Consider the following 21,111-nt stretch of genomic DNA (forward strand, 5'->3'; position numbering starts at 1 on the left):
TTTATCCTAGCGGATCCAGTCGAGCTTGCGTTTCAAACGAAATTTCCAATCTAAACGATTGTAACGCCTTAATTTTTATCGCGACTTCATACAGTTGTGATTTTCTTTCAGGCGAGGGCACGGGCTCGCCGCGCGCTTCATCGGTGAAGTGACCCAAACAACGTTCCCTATGGGGCGTTGCTTTCGGTCTCATGGTCTAGGGGGAGCGTGACGGTCACCATCAAACCACGGCCGTCGCCGCCCGGTGCCAGCGTGACTGTGCCATGACTGGACGCCACGATTTCCTTGACGATGGGCAATCCCAGGCCCGTGCCGGGCTGACCCGGTGGGGCATTGCGGTAGAAGCGTTCGAACACGCGCTGACGCGCCTCGGCGTGAATCCCTGGCCCATCGTCGATCACGCGCAGGCGCGCCGAGCCGTCCGGGCGGTCGATGGCGACAGTAACGCGCCCACCTTCGTGGATATAGCGAATCGCATTGTCGACAAGATTCATGACCATCGCGTGAAACAGTTCGCCGTTGCCCGCAACCCACACGTGGGTCTCCGACGTTTCCAGCCCGAGATCGATGTTGCGCCGTTGCGCAAGGGCGACGAGTTCTTCGAGCACCCCGGCGGCGACGGCAACCAGATCCACCCGCGAGCGCGAGAACGCCGGGGTGTCGGCCGCCTCTGCCTGCGAGAGCAGCAACAGCTTGTTGGTGAGGTCGGCCAGGCCGCGGCTGCTCGTCTGCATGGCGGCGAGCACGTCCGCGAGCGCCGCGCGGTCGTCAAGCTGGGCCGCGAACTGCAATTGTGTGTCGAGCAGCGTGAGTGGCGTGCGGAGCTGATGGGCGGCGTCGGCCACGAAGCGCCGCTGTTGCTGCGCCTGCGCCGAGAGGCGCTGGATGCACAAATTGATCGCGTCGACGATGGGCCGCAGTTCGGTTTGCAGTTGCCCGGCGCGAATCGGCACCAGTTCCTGCGGCGCACGCCCGGCGACTTCGTCCTTGAGACGGATGAGGGGGTGCAGTTCGACCGTCAGCCCGATGAGCACCAGCACGGCAGCGAGGGCGGCCATGGCGATTTGCCGGTGCAGCGACGGCTCCCACAACTGCGCGAGCATCTCGTCGTGCGCGCGCATTGTCTCGGCCACCACCACGGCGACCTTGTGCGGCTTGCCCGAGTCGTACATCGTGCGAACGAAGCTGATGGCGCGCAGCGGTTCGCCGTTCACCTCGAGGGTCGAGTATGCCGGTACCGTTTGCGGGAAGAGCGGGGGATGCGGGAAGTCCGGCGGGCCGGCAAGGAGCCGGCCGTCTTGCGTGATGACCTGATAGAACACCCGGTCGCGCGCGGGAGACGCGAACAATTCGAGCGCAGACGGCGGCACGCTCGCGCGCAGCGCGCCATCGACCCAGGTCAGCTCGCCCGCGATCACCTGTGCCGACGTGAGCAGTGCCCGGTCTTGCACGAGTTCGGCGGTATCGCGCGCGCTGCGGTAGGCCTGCCAGGCGCTCGCTCCGATGTAGAGCGAGAGCGGCAGCATCAGCCACATCAGCAGCCGGACGCGCAGACTAAGCATCTTTCTCGCGCAGCAAATACCCCAGACCCCGCAAGGTCATGATGGCGGCCCGGCTGGTCTCGAGCTTCTTGCGCAACCGGTGGATATAGATTTCGATGGCGTCGGCACTCGGTTCGTCGTCCAGGCCGAACACCCCGTCGACCAAAGCGCTCTTGGCGACCGTCTTGCCCTGCTTTCGCATGAGGATTTCGAGCACGGCATGTTCGCGCGACGGCAACGCGAGCGGCGCACCCGCTATCGTGAATTGCCGTGTGCCCGTCTGATAGCTCAGGTCGGCGCACACGAGATCGGCGCCCTGTTCCGGCGAATGCCGGCGCGCAAGCGCCTTCACGCGCGCGATCAATTCGCGCACTTCGAACGGTTTCACCAGATAGTCGTCGGCGCCTGCGCCGAGACAGTCGACCTTTTCGTCGACCGAACCGCTGGCCGTGAGAATGATGACCGGCACGTTGTTGCGCCGCTCGCGCAAGCGTCGCAGCACATGCTTGCCGCCGAGCTTGGGCAGCATGAGATCGAGCAGCACCACGTCATACGTCTCTGTTTGCAGCAGACGGTCGGCGGCGTCGCCGTCGCGCGCGGCGTCGACAGTGAAATTGTCGTCGCGCAGCATGCGGGCGAGCCAGTGGGCCAGCGTGTCGTTGTCTTCGATCAGCAGCAGTTTCATAGCGGCAAAAGCGGAATGCGACGGCGAGTGTGCCCGTGGAACCTGCGCGCGCCAACAGCGGGTAAACACCCATCGGATGCCCATGAAAACCTGCATCGGGCGAAAGCTGGATGAAAGATTCGGTTCTCTACAATCGGCAACAAGGCAGAGGTGTCGATTGAGAAGACCCCTGCCTTGGGCTCCGCGGTCAATCATGCGAGGCCGGCCGGCGCCGCAATGGAAGGCTCAGGCCATTATCCCTAAAAACGATGGAGACACCACAATGCGAGCAAGTCTGGGCGTGCGTGCGCCGAAAACCTTCCTGAAACCTGTTCTGGCTGCCGTACTCGGTGCGTCGCTGGCGCTGGCCGCCATGCCGGGTTTCGCTGCCGATAGCGGCAAGATCACGATCATGGTCGGCGGCATCACCAAGATGGTCTATCTGCCGGCCAAGCTCGCCGAGCAGCTCGGCTACTTCAAGGAAGAAGGCTTGAATGTCGAGTTGCTCTCGCAGCCGGCGGGTGTCGACGCCGAAAACGAATTGCTCGCGGGGGCCGTGCAGGCCGTGGTCGGCTTCTACGATCACTCGATCGATCTGCAGAGCAAGGGCAAGGAAATTCAGGCCATCGTGATCTTCGGTCAGGTGCCCGGCGAAGTCGAACTGGTCAATGCGAAGAGCAAAGACACCATCAAGAGCATGGCCGATGTGAAGGGCAAGACCCTGGGCGTGACCGGTCTGGGCTCGTCGACGAACTTCCTCACGCAATATCTCGCGGCCAAGCACGGCCTGACGTCGGCGCAGTATTCGGTGCTGCCGGTCGGCGCCGACAACACGTTCATCGCCGCGATCAAGCAGAACCGCATCGATGCCGGCATGACCACCGAACCGACCGCATCGCAGTTGCTCAAGACCGGCGACGCCGCCGTGCTGGTCGACATGCGCACGATGGAAGGCACGGTGGCGGCACTGGGCGGCGCTTACCCGGCATCGAGCCTGTATGTGCAACGCGTGTGGCTCGACAAGCACAAGCCGGAAGCGGCCAAGCTCGCCCGCGCGTTCGTGAAGACGCTCAAGTTCATCAACACGCACTCGGCCGCCGAGATCGCCGAGAAGATGCCGAAGGACTACTACGGCAACAACAAGGCGCTGTACGTGCAGGCGCTGCAGAACTCGCTGCCGATGTACTCGCCCGACGGCCGCATGCCGAAGGGCGGTCCCGAGACCGTGCTCAAGGTGCTCTCCGCGTTCAATCCGAACGTCAAGGGCAAGCACATCGATCTGTCGAAGACGTACACCAATGAGTTCGTCGATCAGGTGAAGTAATGCCCGATCCGGCGCGACCCGTTCGCCGGCCTTTGACCCCGTAATACCGGTGCGCGGTCTCTTCGACGCGCAGCCAGCCGGGCCGCCCATACCCGACGACCGCCGACGATCGTCCGGTGTGCGGGCCGGCTCACCCTTGAGAAACCGCAACGATACCGTCGGACCTTCGACGAAGCCACCGAGGAGCCGGGCACATGACCCAGACCATCACCCCTACTGCGCCGGCACGCGCGGCGAGCCCTGTTTCGCGCGACACGCCCGCCATTGAATTCGACAACGTGTCGTGCCGCTTCATCTCGCCGGACGGCAAAGCCACGGTCGCGCTGCGCAACTTCAGCATGTCGGTCGCGCGCGGCGAGTTCGTCGCCATCGTCGGTCCGACCGGCTGCGGCAAGTCGACCACGCTGTCGATGATTACCGGCCTGCTACGCCCGACCGCAGGCAGCGTGCGTGTGATGGGCCAGCCCGTGAACGGCATCGATCCGCGCATCGGCTTTGTCTTTCAGAACGACGCGGTCTTCCCGTGGCGCAGCGTGCGCGATAACGTGGCCGCCGGCCCGTTGTTTCGCGGTCAATCGAAAGAGGCCGCTTATGCCCTGGCCGACGAATGGATCAAGCGCGTGGGCCTCGACAAGTTCGGCAGCCATTACCCGCATCAACTCTCCGGCGGCATGCGCAAACGCGTGGCGCTGGCCCAGACGTTCATCAACAACCCCGAGATTCTGTTGATGGACGAGCCGTTCTCGGCCCTCGACATGCAAACGCGCACGCTCATGCAGGACGAGTTGCTGCAACTGTGGTCGTCGACGTCGGGCTCGGTGGTGTTCGTCACGCACGATCTGGAGGAAGCAATTGCGCTGGCAGATCGCGTGTTCGTACTTACGGCGCGTCCGGCCACGTTGAAGAACGTCTACACGATCGATTTGCCGCGTCCGCGCGTGATGTCCGAAATTCGCTACGAGCAGCGCTTCATCGACATCTCGCGTGAAATCTGGGCGGATCTGCGCGAAGAAGTGAAGATCGGTTGAGCATGTGCGGCCCCGCCGGGGCTGCGTCAGTGATTTTGCGGGCCGCGTTGCCGTGAACGGCGACGCGCGCCTTTGCCGTCAGGAGGAGGGCATGAACATGAGTGAACAGGCCGTACTGGCAGGGTTTGGCGACGCCGATCTCGCGCGTGAGGAAGCCGCGGCGCAGCGCCGCATCAAGCAACGTCGCGCGCTGGTGGTTTTCCTGCGCGTGGCGATTCTGGTGATCGGACTTGGCGGCTGGGAGTTGTCCGCGCGTCTGGGCTGGATCGATCCCTTCTTTTTCTCGCAACCGAGTCTGATCGTTCAGCAGATCTACGACTGGTGTGTCGAAGGCACATCGCAGGGGCCGCTCTGGACGCAGGTGCTCGTCACGCTCGAAGAGACCGTGCTGGGCTTTCTGATTGGCGGTGTGGCCGGTGTGATCTGCGGCATCGTGCTGGGGCGCAACAAGCTGCTCTCGGATGTTTTCAGTCTCTACATCCAGATTGCCAACTCGATTCCGCGCGTGGTGCTCGGCTCGATCTTCGTGATCGCGTTCGGTCTGGGCATGGCGTCGAAGGTGGCGCTCGCGGTGGTGATGGTTTTCTTCGTCGTGTTCGCGAATGCCTTCCAGGGGGTGCGCGAGGCCGACCGCTACATGATCGCGAATGCGCAGATTCTGGGCGCGTCGCGCCGTCAGGTGACGATGTCGGTGGTGATTCCGTCGGCGCTGTCGTGGATTCTCGCCAGCTTGCATGTGAGCTTCGGTTTCGCTCTCGTGGGCGCGGTGGTCGGTGAGTTCCTCGGCTCGAAGCAGGGTATCGGTTTGCTGATTTCGACCGCGCAAGGTGCGTTTAACGCGAGTGGCGTGTTCGCGGCGATGATCGTGCTGGCGGTGGTGGCGCTGGGCGCGGATTACCTGCTGACGTCGCTCGAGAAGCGTTTGTTGAAATGGCGTCCGGCGGCGTTCGCCAACGAGTGAGCGCAACGATGTCGCGGCGTCATGGTGTCATGGCGTCGCGGTGTCACGAGTGTCCGGCGACAGTCGCCGGTGCAAAAGGAAACGGCGCCACCCATCGCGGGTGGCGCTGTTCTCGTTTGGTGGGGGACGCGAGGCGTCCCATCGTCTTGAAGCGATCAGATATTGAGCTTCGTGACCTTCGTACCTTCGATATTCAGGTTGGCCATGAGGCCGGCGTTGGTCATCACGATCACCTCCACCGGCGAGGTCGCGGTGTTCAGATCGACTTCACCGTTCGCGCCGATCTTGACCAGCGCGACCGAGGCGTCGGCACCGGCCGTCCAGCCGTCGGTGCGCTGGAACTTGTCGAGGGCGTCCTGCGTCATGAACAGGAAGATGATGGCCTTCGATTGCGCACCGATCTGTAGACCGAACGATGCCGTCACGGTGTTGTAGTAACCCCTCGTGGCGCCGCCCACACGCAGTGCGCCTTCGCCATATTCGCCGCCTACGATGAAACCGGCTTGCAGCACCGATGGGAACACGAGTATGCCCCGTGCCTTACCCACCAACTCGCGGGAGCCCTTCACGGACGCATACATCTTGTCGAGCGCCCCGTTCACCGAGGCATCGATTTCACGCCGCTTGTTGGCGTTGGCACCGGCCGCGTTCTCGCCCTTGTCGGCCTGTGACGGCGAGGTCGTGGTACAGCCGGCGAGCGCGAACGCGGCGGCGGCAAGGGCGACGGAAGTTTTCATCAGGAATTCGCGTTTTTGCATTTTCTCCCTCCAGATAGTGCGTGTGCCGTGCACAAAGCACGGTGGCATGGATGTGGATAAAACGTCAGACCGACGAAGCGCCCGTGCGGGGCGCCGCGCTTCGGCATCGAAGCGGATGATGAGAGCGATAGTTTGGCATCCGATGGATGCGTTTGTCGAACGGAGTGCGGCGCCCGTGACCCGTTTCGCGACGCTGCGAACATGCCGCGCAGTGTGTCGGCATGGCGTCGATTATGCGGTCTCCATTGGTATTGTCAAGAAAATGGCGCGACAAGTTCCGCTAACGTGCGCCTAACTTTTATTAAATTGTAGGCATCCGCCTACGTGCACTTGCGCACGTATTCTTCCTTAAGGGCTTTGCGCGGGTTTGTGCGCGTAGGAATGTCGACGCGATCGCCTGCGGGGGAGTCGACTCGCCGGTCGCGCGTGTAAACCGGCTTGTCCGGCGTATTCGCGATCTTGTCGGCGAGGGCGCGGCATTCGTCGCGCAGGGAGGGCGATGCGGCACCGGATGCGGCGGCCTGTTCGGCGGCCTGGTCGCGCGCTGCTTTCGAGCATTGCTCGGGAGGAAGGGCGCGACCGACGCTATCGAAGCACACCGGTGTCTGCGCGAACGCCAAGCCGCCTGCGCTGAACAGTGCGGCAGCTGTGGCCGCCTGCACAACGCGTTTGATGGCGGCGTGCGCTCGTCCAAGCTCGGCAGTGCGAAGTACCGGGGATGTGAGGCTGGGGGTGAGAGCGTGTGATGCGAATGAAGCGAGCATCGGGGGCAGCGTGGCGGTGCGGCGTGGCATCGTCGATCTCCTCAATGGGCCCCGTCGTGGCGCGGGTCTCGCTATTTTGGCATTGCCCCGGCCGGATTGTCGATAGTCGCGACGCCGTGCCGCGCCGCAAGCGCGCCGGGGCGGTCGGTGCGCAGCTCCAGCCGGTAGCCCACGCCGTAGATCGAACGCACGATTTCTTCGTTGGGCCGGACCGCCTGCAATTTGTGGCGCAGGTTCTTGATATGGCTATCGACCGTGCGGTCGGCGACCACACGGTGATCGTCGTACATCCGGTCGAGCAGATGCGCTCGCGGGAATGTCTTGTCGGGGTGGCTGGCGAGCGTGGCGAGCAAACGCAATTCGACCGGGGTCAGGGGCAGTTCATGCCCGTCGAGTCGTGCGTGATGGCGCACCGCGTCGATGACGAGTGCCCGCTGTTGCGGCGCGATGGCCGCGGCGTCGCCATTGGGGCAGGCGCCGGCCGCACCGCGAACCCGGCGCAGGATCGCTTTCACGCGCGCCACCACCTCGCGCGGGCTGAAGGGCTTGCAGATGTAATCGTCGGCACCGAGTTCAAGACCGAGCAGCCGGTCGGTCTCTGCTGCGCGGGCTGTCAGCATCACGATCGGGACTTCGGAGATCTCGCGCACGGCGCGGCAGACTTCGAGGCCGTCCATGCCCGGGAGCATCAGATCGAGCAGCACCAGACGCGGCTCGGTCGCCCGGACGGCCGGGAGCACTTCGCGTCCGTCAGAGAGGATGCGGCACGGCATGCCCGCCACGCGCAGATACTCGGCGAGCAACGCGGCGAGCTTGGGCTCGTCTTCGACAATCAGAATCGGGGCAGCGTCGGAGAGTGTCATCGCGTCGGTCGGTGATGGAAGGGCGGAATGAGGTGCAACGGTCAGCGAGTTCGGGGGCATGGAAGCGCGGCTCAGCACAAGGTCGCGGCGGCGTGGGCGGCGAAGCCGGACCCGCTTGCGACGCAGGACGAACCGGAACCGTTGCACAGGCCGCTCATGCCGTTGGACGCACTGCGGAGACAGGGCAGCGTGATCGTCAATGCGAGTCCGCCTAGCGGAGAATGCCGCGCGACGATCTGGCCGCCGTGCGCTTGCACGATGTGTCTGCACAGCGCAAGCCCCAGACCGGCGCCGCCGCTGCGCCGGCTGCGCGACGCCTCTACCCGGAACAGGCGCTCGAACAGGCGCGGCAGGGCGTCGTCCGGCACGCCGGGCGCGGAGTCTTCGATCTCGAGACGCAGTTGCGTGTCCGTCGACGACAGATACACGCGCACAGCACCGCCGCCGTCGGTATAACGCAATGAGTTCTCGAACAGGTTGCCGAGCAGTTGCGTGAGACGGTGCAGATCGCCGTCGATGAACAGTGCGTTCTCGGGAAGATGGACATTCAGCGAGATGCCCTTGGCGTCGAACCAGTCGCCGAACGCGGCCGCAGAGGTGGCGACGCGCTCGGTGATGTCGACAGGCGCAAACGCGTAGGTCAGCGCGCCAACATCCGAGAGCGACAACTCGTAGAGATCGTCGATCAGCTTGGAGAGCAGCGAGATTTCCACCCGCAGCGAGGCGAGCGCATCTTGCGTAAGCGGGCGTACGCCGTCTTCCATCGCTTCGATTTCGCCGCGCAACACCGAGAGCGGCGTGCGCAACTCGTGAGAGATGTCGGCGAGCAGGTCGCGGCGCAGGCGGTCGTTGTGCGAGAGGGTGTCGGCCAGCCGGTTCAGGTCGACGGCGAGACGCGCAAGTTCGTCGGCGCCGGCCGTTGGCACACGGACACTGTAATCGCCCATCGCCATGCGATGGGTGGCGTCCAGCAGCGGGGTGACGGGCACGAGCAAGCGCTGGGCCAGGCGCAGGGCGACTGCGCCCAGCAGCGCCACGCCCAGCAGCGTCACATACATCAGGTTGTTGCCGTGCAGCCAACGGTGGCCAGCCACGGCAGCACGCACGGCGACCGCGGTGGCCGTCATGGTGACCAGTCCTGTCGCGAAGATCGCGAGGAACAGCTTGCGAGCGATGCCGGAGTTCATGCGCTGGATAACGGGTTAAGGGGGGCGGCCAGAGTAGACACTGGGGCATGACGAGGCGGGCCGGTGTGAGGCCCTGCCGACGTTGGCGCGCCATTTTCTCAGCTTCGGGGCGGCAGGCGTCGTGCCTCCACAAATTTTCCTCTATTCGTGCTTAGTCGCTGCACACCCGCTGCGTACTATCCGTCACGAAGCTGGCCGCCGTGCCGTCTTCCCAATCAGCAAACCGTTCACACTTTTCGAACCAGGCCGGACACGGTATCCGGGATCGGCGCGGGGGCGCCTCATCATGTCGAAGCTGTCGATGCTACAGCGCGTTGCGGCGCGCGCGCTCATGGGGACAGTTGTGCCGCTGGCGACAGTGAGCCCCATGTTGAGTGCCTGTTCGAGTCCGGTGACGGCGCCGACGCCGATGGCCGTGATGCCCATGCCACGCGTGGCCAACGTGCAAACGGCAGGGTCCATCTATCAGCCGACGACCGCGACGAACTGGTTCGAGACGCCGGTGGCGCATCGCGTGGGCGATCTGCTCACGATCGCGGTGTCGGAGAATTCGTCGGGCACCAACAAGTCGCAGAGCGACGTCTCGCGTAACGCGAGCGTCACCGCGAAGAGCGTCAGGCCCGATGGGGCGGATTCGGTGCTCGAGCGCTGGTTCAACATCGGACAGTCGGCCAGCAGCTTCAAGGGCAATGGCACGAACAGTTCGACCACGGCGCTGACGGGCACCATTGCGGTCGCGATCGTGGAGGTGCTGCCCAACGGGGCCTACGTGGTCGGCGGGGAAAAGCAGGTCATGCAGGGGCGGAACATGGAGACGTTCCGTTTCACTGGCGTGGTCAACAAGTTCGACATCTCGCCGGGCAATGTCGTGGCCTCGAACAAGGTCGGTCAGGCCAAGGTGGCGCGAGTGGAGGGCGGTCCGATCGCCGATGGCAGTAACGGCGGCTGGTTGCAGGGCATTCTGCTCGGTGTGTCGCCGTTCTGATGAGGTGCCTTGCGACGGTGCTGGCCCTGACGGCGGCCGCCAGCGCGACCTTGGGCGGGTGCCTCTTCACGACGCCGGTGCCGGTGATCGCCGCGCAGGTGGCGTCCAGTGTGGTGACCACCGGCGTGATGCTGTCGGACCAGTTGCCGTCCATCGTTCCTCCCACCGAGCCCGCCGCACCGGAACTGCGCTCGCGCAGCTTGTGCATCGAGCTGGCGCCGGACGGCATCTCCGATTTGTTGCCGGCGATTCAGGGGCGGCTGCGCGCCTACGGCATCGTGAGCACGATCTATAGCCCCGGCACGTGGCCGGCGGGGTGTGTCGTCCTCAATTACACCGTGCGGCGCGCGTGGCGGAATTCGCTGTGGGGCAGTGCGCCAAGCGAATACCTTGCCTACGCGACGCTCACGCTCAGCCAGAACGGGTCGGTCATGAATACGGTGTATTTCGACGGCAGATCGTCGACGATCGAATCGTGGTCGGCGTCGAACTCGCGCATGGCGCAACTGGTCGACCGGCTGGTGGTGTTTTGAGCGAACGCTTCATGGGTTTTGTGAAGCTGCCTTCACGCGCCTGTCAGAACCGGTAACTCACCTTGAGACTTCCCGCCTGTGCCGACGCACGCGCAGTATTGATGAGCGCGTCGTAATCGAGCGAGATGTCCAATCGCTTGGCCAGCGTCACGCTTAAGCCTACGCCGAGCGTCAGGAAGCCGCGTGGCAGATTCGCGCCTGGTGCGACGAACATTGTCCCGTCCTGTGACGCCACCGTGATAGCGCGGCCGGCATCGAGTAGTTCGTGAGCGTACGCCACGCGGAACTGGACGTTCATGGGGCGTTGCGCGTCGCCGAATGCCTTGTCGAAGGTCGCACCGACAAACGGTTGCAGGCTCCGGGTGTTGTCCGTGCCGACGCGCAGATTCTGCCCCCCGGCACCGCTTTCGTCGAAGCCGTTCGCGTGGAAATACGCATAACGCAGGCCCACCCGCGGCGTCATGACAATGCCGCCGAACGCCAAGGGCGCGCTCGCCTGTGTCGCCGCCGTGAATTCCTGCCCGATATGATCGCCTTCGGCGGTGCCTATGTTCGCGAACGGACGCTTCTGCGACAGGAAATGGATGCCATAGCCGACAGTGGCCGCCACGTCGACCGGTCCCATCTCGCGGCTCGCATAGGCGGCGAGACGCAGCGTGTCGCGAGTGCCGGAGTTTGCGGTGTTCTCTTCCGAGAGGTCGGCATGGGAATAGCCGCCTGCCAGCCCAAACGTGTTGCGCTCCCCGCGCTTCTCCGCACCGGCGAGGAACCCGTATTGGTTTTCCTGGAAGCCGGGTTGGGTGCCGGTGCCGGACACACGGCCGTGCAGGCCAGTGGCGGTTGCCCAGACCGACGAGATGCCCGGCGCCTGCGCCGTGTCTCCGGTGGCAAGCCCCGTGTCGACGGTGCGTCGTGTTGCCCGGTCGAGCACTGCCGACGTGGCCGACTGCGCATTCATCAGCGCAGCCGTGCCGAGCGCCGTATAGAGACTCGTATTCTTCGGGGCGATGACCACCGGAGTGGAAGGCCCCGATGCCCCCGAATTGCCCGATGCCGGATCGGCCAGCAGCAGGGTGACATCGTTTGCGCCGTAGGCCACGGACGATTGCAGGCCGCCGAGGTTCGCGCCTGTCGCCAACGTCCCCGTGACCGACGAAAAGCGCCCGCTTACACCGTTCGTTGCGCTCACCACGGTGTAGCGGGTGGCTGAATACGTACCGGGATCGTACGTGATCGCCAGCGTGCCGTTCAACGTCGCACTGCCCGATACCATGAGTAGCGACGCCGCCGTAGGACTGACCTCGATGGAAAGCGTCGCGTTCGATGCCTGCGTGTAGTTTCCACCGACGCGCAACGTGCCGATGGACCCGCCGGGCGCCACGACCCCGCTGTTCGCGACATTGCCGAGCACTGTGCCGTGTCCGCGCAGTATCCCTTGCGCACCGACGGCCACGTTGCCGCCGATCGCTGCGCCGTCATGACTGGCGTCGCCCACTTCGAGTGTGCCCCCGCTGACGGTCGTCGTGCCCGTGAACCCGGTGCTTGCCCCATTGAGCACGAGCATGCCGGCACCCTGCTTGACGAAGGCGCCGCTACCCACGAGCTGGCCGGCATAGGTACTGTCGGTTGCCGAGTTGACTGTCAGCGTGTTCGCGCCAACGAGCATACGCGTGCCGGCCGCGCCATTCAGCCCGGAAAGCGTCTGCGCCCCTGCGGAGGAAAAATCGAGCGTTGCGCCGCTACCCATGAGCGAAAGGGTCGACGCCGAAGACAAGCTGCCGCCTCCCGTCAGGGCGAGCGTGCCGCCGTTGATGGTGGTCGCGCCCGTGTAGGTGTTTGCCGCAGAAAGCGACTGTGTGCCCCCGTTCAGTGTCAGGCCGCCACTGCCGCTGATGGTGCCTGCGAAAACACCCGATGCATTCGTGAGCGTCAGCGTGCGCTGCCCGAGGGCAACCGCCCCGCTGCCGACGAGACTCGTCAGGGACGTGCCGCCTGACGTTGCCGAGATGTCGAGCGTGCCGTTATTGGTGACGCCACCCGATGCGGCGACGCTGCCGTTACCGCTCAACTTCAGCGTTGCACCGTTGTCGATCACGGTCGCGCCGGTATAGGTGTTGACCCCTGTGAGCGTCTGCGTGCCGGCGGCCACACGTACCGCACCCGAACCGTTAATGACGCCGTTGAACGTGCCGGCCGCATTGGTGAGCGACAGTGTCTGTGCGCCGAGCCACACCGTGCCCGTGCCGGTAAGCGCCTGGATCGACGCCCCTGCTGTGACGGCGGAAATGTCCAGCATGGAGTTCAGCACGACGCCGGACGAATTGCCTATGCTGCCGTTCCCCGACAGGGCGAGCGTGCCGCCACTGATCGTTGTCGTTCCCGTAAAGGTATTGGCACCCGTCATCGTTAGCGTGTTCGCGCCGACGAGATTCAGGGTGCCGGTACCGGAAATGACGCCCGACATCGTCATGCCGGCCGACGTCGTGGAGAAGGTAACGCCCGACGCCGCGTCGCTCAGGATGACGTCGTTGTTCAGTGCAAGGCCCGGGTTCAGCGCCGCGATGGTGGCAGTCGCCCCTGCATCGAAAAGCAAGTTTCCGAGGATCGAGGAGCCGGTCTGCAGATTCAGCGTGTTGTTTGTGCCGCCGAACTCGATGGCCGCAGCTCGGGTTCCGCCGCCGCCGGTCAGCCCGCCCATGATGAGACCCGAGTTGAGGATCGAATCCGTGCCCCGCGTCACGACGCCGACGCCGCCCCCGTTGCCCAAACCGCCCGAGATCGTCCCGGCATTGCTGAGGCTATTGTGCGTTCCGGAAAGATTGACGCCAATACCCCCGGCACCGCCTGCGGCCGACTGCGTTGTGCCTGCGCCCGCAGCGCCTCCTGCGCCGCCCGTGATCGTGCCGGTGTTGATGATGGCGGCGAGACCGCTGAGCGCGAGCAGTCCATCGCCGCCTGCGCCGCCGCCGCCGCCGAAGCCGCCGGAGCCCCCGGCACCGCCTGCGCCACCGGTAATCGCCCCGTAGTTGTAGATTGTCGCGATGACCCCGGCCGACGTCATCCCGCTGCCGCCACCACCACCGCCACCGCCGTTACCCGACACCCCGTTGCTGGTATTTCCACCGTTGCCCCCGGCCCCGCCCGTGAATGTCGCCGCCGGCATGACGGTGATGTTGCTGCCGAGGTAATACAGCCCTGTGTTGCCGCCGTTTCCACCGCTTCCGAAGTTGAGTCCGTCCGGTCCGGTATTGCCGGCGGCGCCGATCGTCGTTCCATTGCTGAAGACCCAATTACCGGTGAGGGATTGCGCGGGGCCGTTGGCCGGCGCACTGGCTGTGTCTCCGGTTGCACCCGCGCCGCCGGTACCCTGGGTTCCCCAGCTACCTGTGTCCTGGACGGTCACGGCGCTGGCGTTTATGTGACTGGATCCACCGCCTTGGCCATTACCGGCACCGCCGCCACCGCTTCGACCCGGAACACCGTCGCCGCCCAATGCGCCGCAGCCGCTGGTGTCGCTGATGGAGCAGGCGGCTGCCCAGGCAGGCGCCGCAGTACCCGCGAGGGCCAGCGCAATGGCTGTGCTGCCAGCCGTTCGAATGAGTCGGGCACCCGCTGGTCTGTGGGCCGAGCCTCGGGCCGGCGCAGTGACGCAATCGAGCGTAGAAGGCGTTAGGGACGCCGGAGTGGCGGGTTTCGCCGGGTGGGCTGTGAGCCTGCGTTTGCGTTGGACCACGAATATATCCTCTCGTATCGCACCGTGCATTGCGACCGGCGACCGAGAAGATACGGCCATTCCCCCGCGGTACGGCAGTCATATAGGGCACCAGTGCTCAGGGAGGCAATGCTTGTTTCGACTTCGGAGCGCTGGAACGTGCGTCGCCTAGGGGCGCATCGGACACCGAATGTAATACAAAGTGAGGTGCTTCGCTATCGCGTTCAGAAAGTCGTCCCGTTTGGGGCCACCGGGGCGGCCCCTGACAAAACACTGAGCGTTGACGCAGGGTAGGCGGGGATCCGGGCAGGGACCATTCCCCGGCCATGCCAGGGTTGCGCCAACCAATGCCGGAGATGCATGACGAAGTACAAAGCCGACGACTTCTGCATTCGGGAGGGGCCCGCTCGAATGCGACACGTTTCGATGGGCGATATTCGGCTACTACGATGGAAGCGGCCGAGCAGGGGAGCAGATCGAGGGCGTTTTGAGTTCCCCACAGAGGCTGCGACCGAATGGGTGCGATCCGGTACTAGGCGGCGACGCCTTGCGTATGCGAACGGACGAGAGTGGAGCCTCGTAATCCATTGAATCTATTGGCGCGCCCGACTGGAATCGAACCAGTGACCCTCGGCTTCGGAGGCCGATACTCTATCCCCTGAGCTACGGGCGCTTGCTGACCACCGGTGAAGAAGGCGCGAACGCGCGACCGGCAGGCAAAGAAGTGGAAGCATAGCGGTTTTGCCGCGCGCCGTCCATGCCCTGTGCATACGCGTGCCCCAAAATGCGGCAATTCGCTGCCGAGCGCTCCGCTCGCGCGGATTTGCTGTGACTGCAACGCCCCCGCAGTTTGCGCACGAAGCATGCGGAACATGCCTTTGGCTTTCGCGTAAGTTAGGGAAAATACGGGACTTTTGCGGCGTCTGCGCACTGCCTTAGCGTGTCATCGGCCGAGGGTTTGTTGCTACAATGGTTCGTTATTTTGACTGGATGGTGCCAGCTATCCGGTGTGATGCACTCGGTTTCCACAAAAACTATTGAGAGATCCCGCATGAGTGAAGCACATAACGAGCATGAGTCCCTGATCAAAACACCCAAGCAGCTCATCGCCGCGGTCATTGCTGGCTTTCTCGTACCGATCGTCATCATCGTCTTGCTGGTCAATTACGTGGGTAACAACGCCCTGACCGGCGCCGGTAGTTCCGCCATGACCGAAAGTGCCGTTGCCGAGCGCATCGCGCCCGTGGCGAAGGTCGAAGTCAAGGATGCCAACGCGCCGCGCGTCTACCAGACCGGCGAACAACTTTATAAGGCCGTTTGCGCCGCCTGCCACGCGGCCGGTACTGCCGGGGCGCCCAAAGTCGGCTCCGCCGACTGGGCCCCGCGTATCGCTCAGGGCTACGACGGAATGCTCAAGATTGCGCTCGCCGGCAAGGGCGCGATGCCGGCCCGTGGCGGCACCAGCCCCGACGACGTGACGGACTACGAAATCGGCCGTGCCATCGTTTATATGGCCAATGCGTCGGGCGGCAAGTTGCCAGAACCGGCAGAACCGGCCCAGCCCGCATCGGGCGCTGCTGCGGCCTCGGGGGCGCCTGCCGTCGCCTCGGGCGCCGACGCGGGCTCTGCCGCCGCTGCCGCCGCCGCGATGGCGTCGCTCAAGACTGCGACCCCGGCTGCCGCCAGCGCGGGCGGCAATCTCGAGGCGGGCAAGAAGCTCTACGACACCGTCTGCATGGCCTGCCACGCGAGCGGCGTGATGAACGCCCCGAAGTTCGGCGATAAGGCCGCATGGGCCCCGCGCATCGCCACGGGCATCGACACGCTGCACAATGCTGCCATCAAGGGACTGAATGCCATGCCGCCGAAGGGCGGCGCTGCCAACGCGTCGGATGACGACGTCAAGGCGGCGGTCGACTACATGGTGAGCGCGGCCAAGTAAGCTGCCGTGTAAGTCGCGTAAGCCGCACGAACTGCCTGCCTCACAGGCGGTCGCCACCATAAAAAATCCCCGCTTCGGCGGGGATTTTCGTTTCTCGCGTTGCGAGGCAGCCCTTCGACGGATCACACTCGCACGACCATCTGCGGGTCGAACGCGACATTCTCGACACGTCCCTCGAAGCAATAGCCGCGCGGATTGCACAGCACCCGGGTGTGGCCCACCCGGTAGTCGAACGAATCGTGCGTATGGCCGTGGACCCACAACGCGGCGTCGGACTGATCGACGAATGAAGTTAAATCCGAAATGAAGGCCGGATTGACGAGCGAACCCGCGAAGCGCGGATGGATGCTTTGCGGTGTCGGGGCATGATGCGTGACCACGACCGTCGGGCCATCGTGCGGTGTGGCGAGTGTGCGCGAGAGCCACGCGACGTTCTCGCGGCATAGTGCGGCGCAGTCGTCGGGTGAGAAAAACGGCAGATCCGACCACGGTGCGGCCGGGTCGCCGATGCGAATGCGCGTGAAGTCGCGCACGAATTTCTGCGACTCCTCGACGACAGCGTCGTGCTTGCCCTCGGCGTCGTACAACGCGAAGTCCGTCCATAGCGTGGTGCCGACGAAGCGCACGCCGCCCAGCACGACCGTGCCGCGCTCGAGCAGATGCACATTGGTGCCAGCGGTGAGGCGTCGCAGTTCGGCCAGCGTGCCCGCGAGCGTCGCGCCGTAGAACTCGTGATTGCCGGGGACGTAGATGACGGGGCGTGGCAATTGCCTGGCCCACTCGATGGCTTGCGCCGGCCGGCTGATATCGCCAGCGAGAATCGTGACGTCTGCCTCGACGTCGGGAATTGCCAACGGCGCTACGGACAAATGCAGGTCGGACAGAATATGCAGTCTCACGCACCACGCTCCACAAAGGCTTGAGGATCGGTGCCGCACACCCGCCGACGCCGTGTGTGCCAGACGCATCGCAAGCGCGCCGGAGGTGTGGGCATTGGGCCGAAATCAACGCAATTCACGCATTGTTTCGCCCGTTTTTTACCGACTATCGCCCGCCGCGCGCCGATGGTCAAGATGTCTTTGTCATCGAAGGGATGCGCTTCTATAGTGAAACCTCACCTGACGAGTGGAGGCGAGCCTATGCGCATACTGTTGGTTGCTGTTCTGCTTTGTTTGACCGGTCTGGCAGGGGTGTTCGTGGCGTGGAGCCCGGCAGCCGCCTGTGAGCAGACGTCTTCAGGTAGTGGCAAATAGCAGCAAGCATTGACCTCACGGTGCGCCCTACCGCCGCAGACAGCCCCGGTCGGATGTCGCCGTTCCTCAAGCCAGCCCCCGTACGCGGGGGCTATTCGTTTGTGCGGGACGAACGTCCGGCGGCCTCAGGCGCCCGACGACGACGGCGTCTTGTTCGCGCCGCCCGCGAGCATGGCCTTTAGGCTGGCGAGCCGGTCCTTCGGCGACATGGGGGCGTCTTCCGGCGGCGGGGGGGGGGCTTCGTCGAGTTGCATCTCCGGCACGAAACGCGACACTTCGCATGAGAAGATTTCGCGCGCGCGCTTGCGTTTCTTGCACCACGAGAGTTGCAGCGTGCGCTGCGCGCGCGTGATGCCCACGTACATCAACCGGCGTTCTTCCTCGATCTTCTCGGCGGTGACCTCCTCATCCTCCCGAATGTGGGGCAGGATGCCTTCTTCCACGCCGACGAGAAACACGTGCGGATACTCCAGCCCTTTCGACGCGTGCAGCGTGGACAGACGCACCGCGTCGGGATCGTCGCCGTCGCGGCCTTCGAGCATCGACATCAGGGCGATGGTCTGGGTGAGTTCCATCAGGCTCTTGCCGTCGCCATCGAGGCCGTCGGCCGTGTCGAAGCCGGTCGTCTGCGCGTCTTCGTTGCGCGTGCCTTTGCGCTTCATCCATTCGAGGAATTCAAGCACGGTCGTCCAGCGCGACTGCGCCTGACGCTCGTCGAACGTGTCGTACAGATACGCCTCGTAGTGAATGCCTTCCATCAGATCGTCGATGACCTCGTTGGCCGGGTCGCGCGCCGCACGCGCCGCGATGCGCTGAATGAAATCGCAGAATGCCCGCAGCGGTTCGAGCTGACGGGGTTGCAGCCGCGCTTCGACCGCGCCCATATAGACGGCTTCGAAGAGCGAGACCTTCGCCTGTCCCGCAAAGCCGCCGAGCACTTCGAGCGTGGTGCTGCCCACGCCACGGCGCGGCGTGGTCACGGCGCGGATGAAAGCAGGATCGTCGTCGGGGTTCGCCAGCAGCCGCAGATAGGCGCACAGATCCTTGATTTCCGCCTTGTCGAAGAACGACTGGCCGCCGGAGAGCACGTAGGGAATGCGTTCGCGCCGCAGCACCTGCTCGAAGATGCGCGCCTGATGATTGCCGCGATAAAGGATGGCGTAATCGCGGAACTCCGCGCGACGCTCGAACTTGTGCGCCGACAGACGAAACACCACCGATTCGGCCTCGTGCTCTTCGTCGTTCATCGCCGTGACGGTGATCGGGTCGCCCAGGCCGTGCTCGCTCCACAGTTTCTTCTCGAAGATTTTCGGATTCTTCGCGATGACGTTGTTCGCCGCCGTCAGAATGCGCGACGTCGAACGGTAGTTCTGCTCCAGCTTGATGACCTTGAGTGTCGGGAAGTCCACCTGCAACTGCTTGAGGTTCTCCAGTGTGGCGCCACGCCAGCCGTAGATGGCCTGATCGTCGTCGCCCACGGCCGTGAACGCCGCACGCGGACCCGCGAGCAGCTTGAGCAGCAGGTACTGACAGGTATTGGTGTCCTGATACTCGTCGATCAGCAGATAGCGCAGCTTGTTTTGCCAGCGCTCGCGCACTTCCTCGTCGCGGGCGAAGAGTTCGGCGGGCAGGCGGATGAGGTCGTCGAAATCGACGGCCTGATAGGCCTGCAAGGTCGCCATGTAATTGCGATAGACGAGCGCGGCCTGATGTTCGTCGGCGGTCTCGGCGGCGGCCAGCGCCGTTTCGGGCGTGACCAGTCCGTTCTTCCAGAGCGAGATGGCCGTTTGCACGCCGCGAATCATCGCTTTGTCGGTCGTGCCGAGTTGTTCCTGAATCAGCCCGAAGCAGTCGTCTGCGTCGAGAATCGAGAACTGCGGCTTCAGGCCGACGTTCTCCGCCTCGCGCCGCAGAATCTGCACGCCCAGCGAGTGGAACGTACAGATCGTGAGCTGATTGACGGGCACCTTGCGGCCTTGCTTGCCGGGGGTGCTGAGCGTCTTGCCTTCGAGTTGCTTGGCCACGCGCTCGCGCATTTCGGCGGCGGCCTTGTTCGTGAAGGTCACGGCGGCGATGTGCTTCGGCTCGAACCCCTTCGTCTCGATCAGCCACGCGATCTTCTGCGTGATGACGCGCGTCTTGCCGCTACCCGCGCCGGCCAGCACGAGGCATGGGCCGTCGAAATAGTGCGTGGCTTCGTTCTGGGCAGGATTAAGCGGAAAAGACGACATGGTGTGACGCGATGGGGGTGAGTGCGGTGACCGTCGGGTACGCGTGAGCCACAGGGGGCGCGCGCCGGTACGAGCATCGAAGTTGGCATGCGCCAAGGGGTGGGCAAGTCTATCACGCGGGGTGTGCGCAGCCGTGACATCGCAGTGGCTTCGCGTATGCTGCGCTGTGGGGCAGGCACGACGCCTCGCCGCAGTCTGGCGTCGGCGTAGATGGGGTGCCTATAATGCAAAACACTGCCATCGTGGTGGAGTCGCCGTGCAATGTCCAACTTGTGGGACGAACAATGCGCCGCGTGCGCCGTACTGTGCGAAGTGCGGCGCGAAACTCGCGGATGCCGAACCCGGTTTTCGGGATGATCGTCCGGCCACGGGTGCCGGCGGGGGCAGCGGTGCGCTCGATAACCTGGGGACGCCCGTGACCGATGCGCGTGACGAGACCGCGCAAGCGGTGTTCGCTGCGGACGCAGCGCCCACGCGCCGTGGCAAACGCGAGCGCGGCGAATCGCCCAGTTGGATCAATGGTGCGCTGGTTCTCGGTACGGCGATTTTCGCCGCCGTGGCATTGCTCGGTATCTGGTGGAATCTGCGCGCCCCATATGTCGACCCGGCGCCCAAACTCCCCGGCGGGCTAGCCGTCACCCCCTTCGGTAGCCCTAGCAACCCACCGCCTGCCGTCGCGTCCGGCGACACGGCGCTTGCCGCCGCCGGCAGCACCGAGAGCGAGGCCTCCGCTGCATTGGCGCGCGCACAGGCGCTGGCGGCTGCCGATGCCGCGGCGTCCGACGCGACAGCCGACGTCGCGTCTGCAAGTCAGCCGGCGCCGCTCACGGCTTCCGCCGCCACTGCGGCCCTGACCGCCGCGGCCACGGCGATGCCCCCGGCCCCCGCCCGCAACAACACGCCGGACGACATGATGCAATTGCTCGACCGTCGCAACACCGGCAACACCACCGCGCCACGGCCGACACCTAATGCCGATCTGCCTGCGCATTACGACAACAACGACATCGGCCCGCTGGCTGCAGAAGCGCAGCGTCAGGGGGCGCCGGCCGCCCCGGCATCGGCGGCCGCCACCATCGCGTCGGCACTCGCGAAATGCAACCGCTATCGCTGGTACGAGGTCATTCCGAAGCAGCGCTGCATCTGGGCCGTATGCAATGGGCGCTGGGGGAAGGATGGTTGTCCGGCGGGGGCGAATCCGGGCGAGACGCATTGAGCCGCGCACGCGCTTCATGCGATCAAAAATGGCGTGGCCACGAGACTTGCCGGCTGGCGTGAAACGGCCGCCCGGCACCGCACAGCACCGATTCACACTCAGGCAGCCTGCGCTAAATTGACAGCCCCCGGCTTTCCCCGTAAAGTGCG

Annotated in this window: 16 protein-coding genes and 1 tRNA gene; 7 read left to right on the plus strand and 10 right to left on the minus strand. The window is 64.6% G+C overall.

The window, feature by feature from the left end; genetic code table 11:
• Positions 1-167: 167 nt before the first annotated feature.
• On the minus strand, positions 168-1,562 hold the full coding sequence (locus C266_RS22465; RefSeq protein ID WP_010807697.1) for a sensor histidine kinase: 1,395 nt from the start codon (positions 1,560-1,562) through the stop codon (positions 168-170).
• A complete protein-coding gene (locus tag C266_RS22470; RefSeq protein ID WP_010807696.1) occupies positions 1,555-2,226 on the minus strand; it encodes a response regulator transcription factor in 672 nt (223 codons plus the stop codon). The genes C266_RS22465 and C266_RS22470 overlap by 8 nt, the downstream gene beginning before the upstream one ends.
• Positions 2,227-2,488: 262 nt before the next feature.
• On the opposite strand from C266_RS22470, the gene C266_RS22475 reads away from it, so the two are divergent.
• The 3 genes from C266_RS22475 (at position 2,489) to C266_RS22485 (ending at position 5,518) form a co-directional block, all read left to right on the plus strand.
• Positions 2,489-3,529, plus strand: a complete 1,041-nt coding sequence (locus C266_RS22475) for an ABC transporter substrate-binding protein (RefSeq protein ID WP_010807695.1) — start codon at positions 2,489-2,491, stop codon at positions 3,527-3,529.
• Between the two features lie 194 nt (positions 3,530-3,723).
• On the plus strand, positions 3,724-4,557 hold the full coding sequence (locus tag C266_RS22480; RefSeq protein WP_010807694.1) for an ABC transporter ATP-binding protein: 834 nt from the start codon (positions 3,724-3,726) through the stop codon (positions 4,555-4,557).
• Positions 4,558-4,648: 91 nt separating this feature from the next.
• On the plus strand, positions 4,649-5,518 hold the full coding sequence (locus C266_RS22485; protein WP_010807693.1) for an ABC transporter permease: 870 nt from the start codon (positions 4,649-4,651) through the stop codon (positions 5,516-5,518).
• A 155-nt stretch (positions 5,519-5,673) separates the two neighbouring features.
• On the opposite strand, the gene C266_RS22490 is transcribed toward C266_RS22485, so the two are convergent.
• The 4 genes from C266_RS22490 to C266_RS22505 all read right to left on the minus strand — a co-directional run bounded on the left by C266_RS22490 (position 5,674) and on the right by C266_RS22505 (position 9,090).
• Positions 5,674-6,276: a YSC84-related protein gene (locus C266_RS22490; RefSeq protein WP_010807692.1), complete on the minus strand. Its 603-nt coding sequence runs from the start codon at positions 6,274-6,276 to the stop codon at positions 5,674-5,676.
• A 320-nt stretch (positions 6,277-6,596) separates the two neighbouring features.
• Positions 6,597-7,070 (minus strand): hypothetical protein, encoded by a 474-nt coding sequence (locus C266_RS22495; protein ID WP_010807691.1) that lies wholly within the window; start codon positions 7,068-7,070, stop codon positions 6,597-6,599.
• Between the two features lie 41 nt (positions 7,071-7,111).
• Positions 7,112-7,903: a response regulator gene (locus C266_RS22500; protein ID WP_010807690.1), complete on the minus strand. Its 792-nt coding sequence runs from the start codon at positions 7,901-7,903 to the stop codon at positions 7,112-7,114.
• Positions 7,904-7,974: 71 nt separating this feature from the next.
• The gene (locus tag C266_RS22505; RefSeq protein ID WP_010807689.1) at positions 7,975-9,090 is read right to left on the minus strand and encodes an ATP-binding protein; all 1,116 of its coding nucleotides are present in this window, start codon (positions 9,088-9,090) and stop codon (positions 7,975-7,977) included.
• A gap of 286 nt (positions 9,091-9,376) precedes the next feature.
• On the opposite strand from C266_RS22505, the gene C266_RS22510 reads away from it, so the two are divergent.
• Positions 9,377-10,075 carry a flagellar basal body L-ring protein FlgH gene (locus C266_RS22510; RefSeq protein WP_010807688.1) on the plus strand — a complete coding sequence of 233 codons (699 nt, stop codon included), beginning with the start codon at positions 9,377-9,379 and terminating at the stop codon, positions 10,073-10,075.
• Positions 10,075-10,608, plus strand: coding sequence for a hypothetical protein (locus C266_RS22515; RefSeq protein WP_036664110.1), 534 nt, complete (start codon positions 10,075-10,077; stop codon positions 10,606-10,608). The genes C266_RS22510 and C266_RS22515 overlap by 1 nt, the downstream gene beginning before the upstream one ends.
• A 43-nt stretch (positions 10,609-10,651) precedes the next feature.
• Here the strand turns inward: C266_RS22515 and C266_RS22520 are convergent, their stop codons facing one another.
• Together C266_RS22520 and C266_RS22525 are read right to left on the minus strand one after the other, a co-directional pair.
• The gene (locus C266_RS22520) at positions 10,652-14,011 is read right to left on the minus strand and encodes an autotransporter domain-containing protein (protein ID WP_010807686.1); all 3,360 of its coding nucleotides are present in this window, start codon (positions 14,009-14,011) and stop codon (positions 10,652-10,654) included.
• Positions 14,012-14,917: 906 nt separating this feature from the next.
• Positions 14,918-14,993 (minus strand) — tRNA-Arg (locus tag C266_RS22525).
• Between the two features lie 378 nt (positions 14,994-15,371).
• Here C266_RS22525 and C266_RS22530 point away from each other — a divergent pair.
• Complete coding sequence (locus C266_RS22530; protein ID WP_010807685.1) at positions 15,372-16,262, plus strand: cytochrome c5 family protein; 891 nt, start codon at positions 15,372-15,374, stop codon at positions 16,260-16,262.
• Between the two features lie 122 nt (positions 16,263-16,384).
• Here C266_RS22530 and C266_RS22535 read toward each other — a convergent pair whose 3' ends face one another.
• Together C266_RS22535 and C266_RS22540 are read right to left on the minus strand one after the other, a co-directional pair.
• Positions 16,385-17,161 (minus strand): metallophosphoesterase, encoded by a 777-nt coding sequence (locus C266_RS22535; protein WP_010807684.1) that lies wholly within the window; start codon positions 17,159-17,161, stop codon positions 16,385-16,387.
• Positions 17,162-17,640: 479 nt separating this feature from the next.
• A complete protein-coding gene (locus tag C266_RS22540) occupies positions 17,641-19,746 on the minus strand; it encodes a UvrD-helicase domain-containing protein (protein ID WP_010807683.1) in 2,106 nt (701 codons plus the stop codon).
• A 256-nt stretch (positions 19,747-20,002) separates the two neighbouring features.
• On the opposite strand from C266_RS22540, the gene C266_RS22545 reads away from it, so the two are divergent.
• Entirely contained in the window at positions 20,003-20,962 is a 960-nt protein-coding gene (locus tag C266_RS22545) for a zinc ribbon domain-containing protein (protein ID WP_010807682.1), read from the plus strand.
• Positions 20,963-21,111: the final 149 nt, after the last annotated feature.

It is taken from the genome of Pandoraea sp. SD6-2 (assembly GCF_000389825.1).
Lineage (GTDB): Bacteria > Pseudomonadota > Gammaproteobacteria > Burkholderiales > Burkholderiaceae > Pandoraea > Pandoraea communis.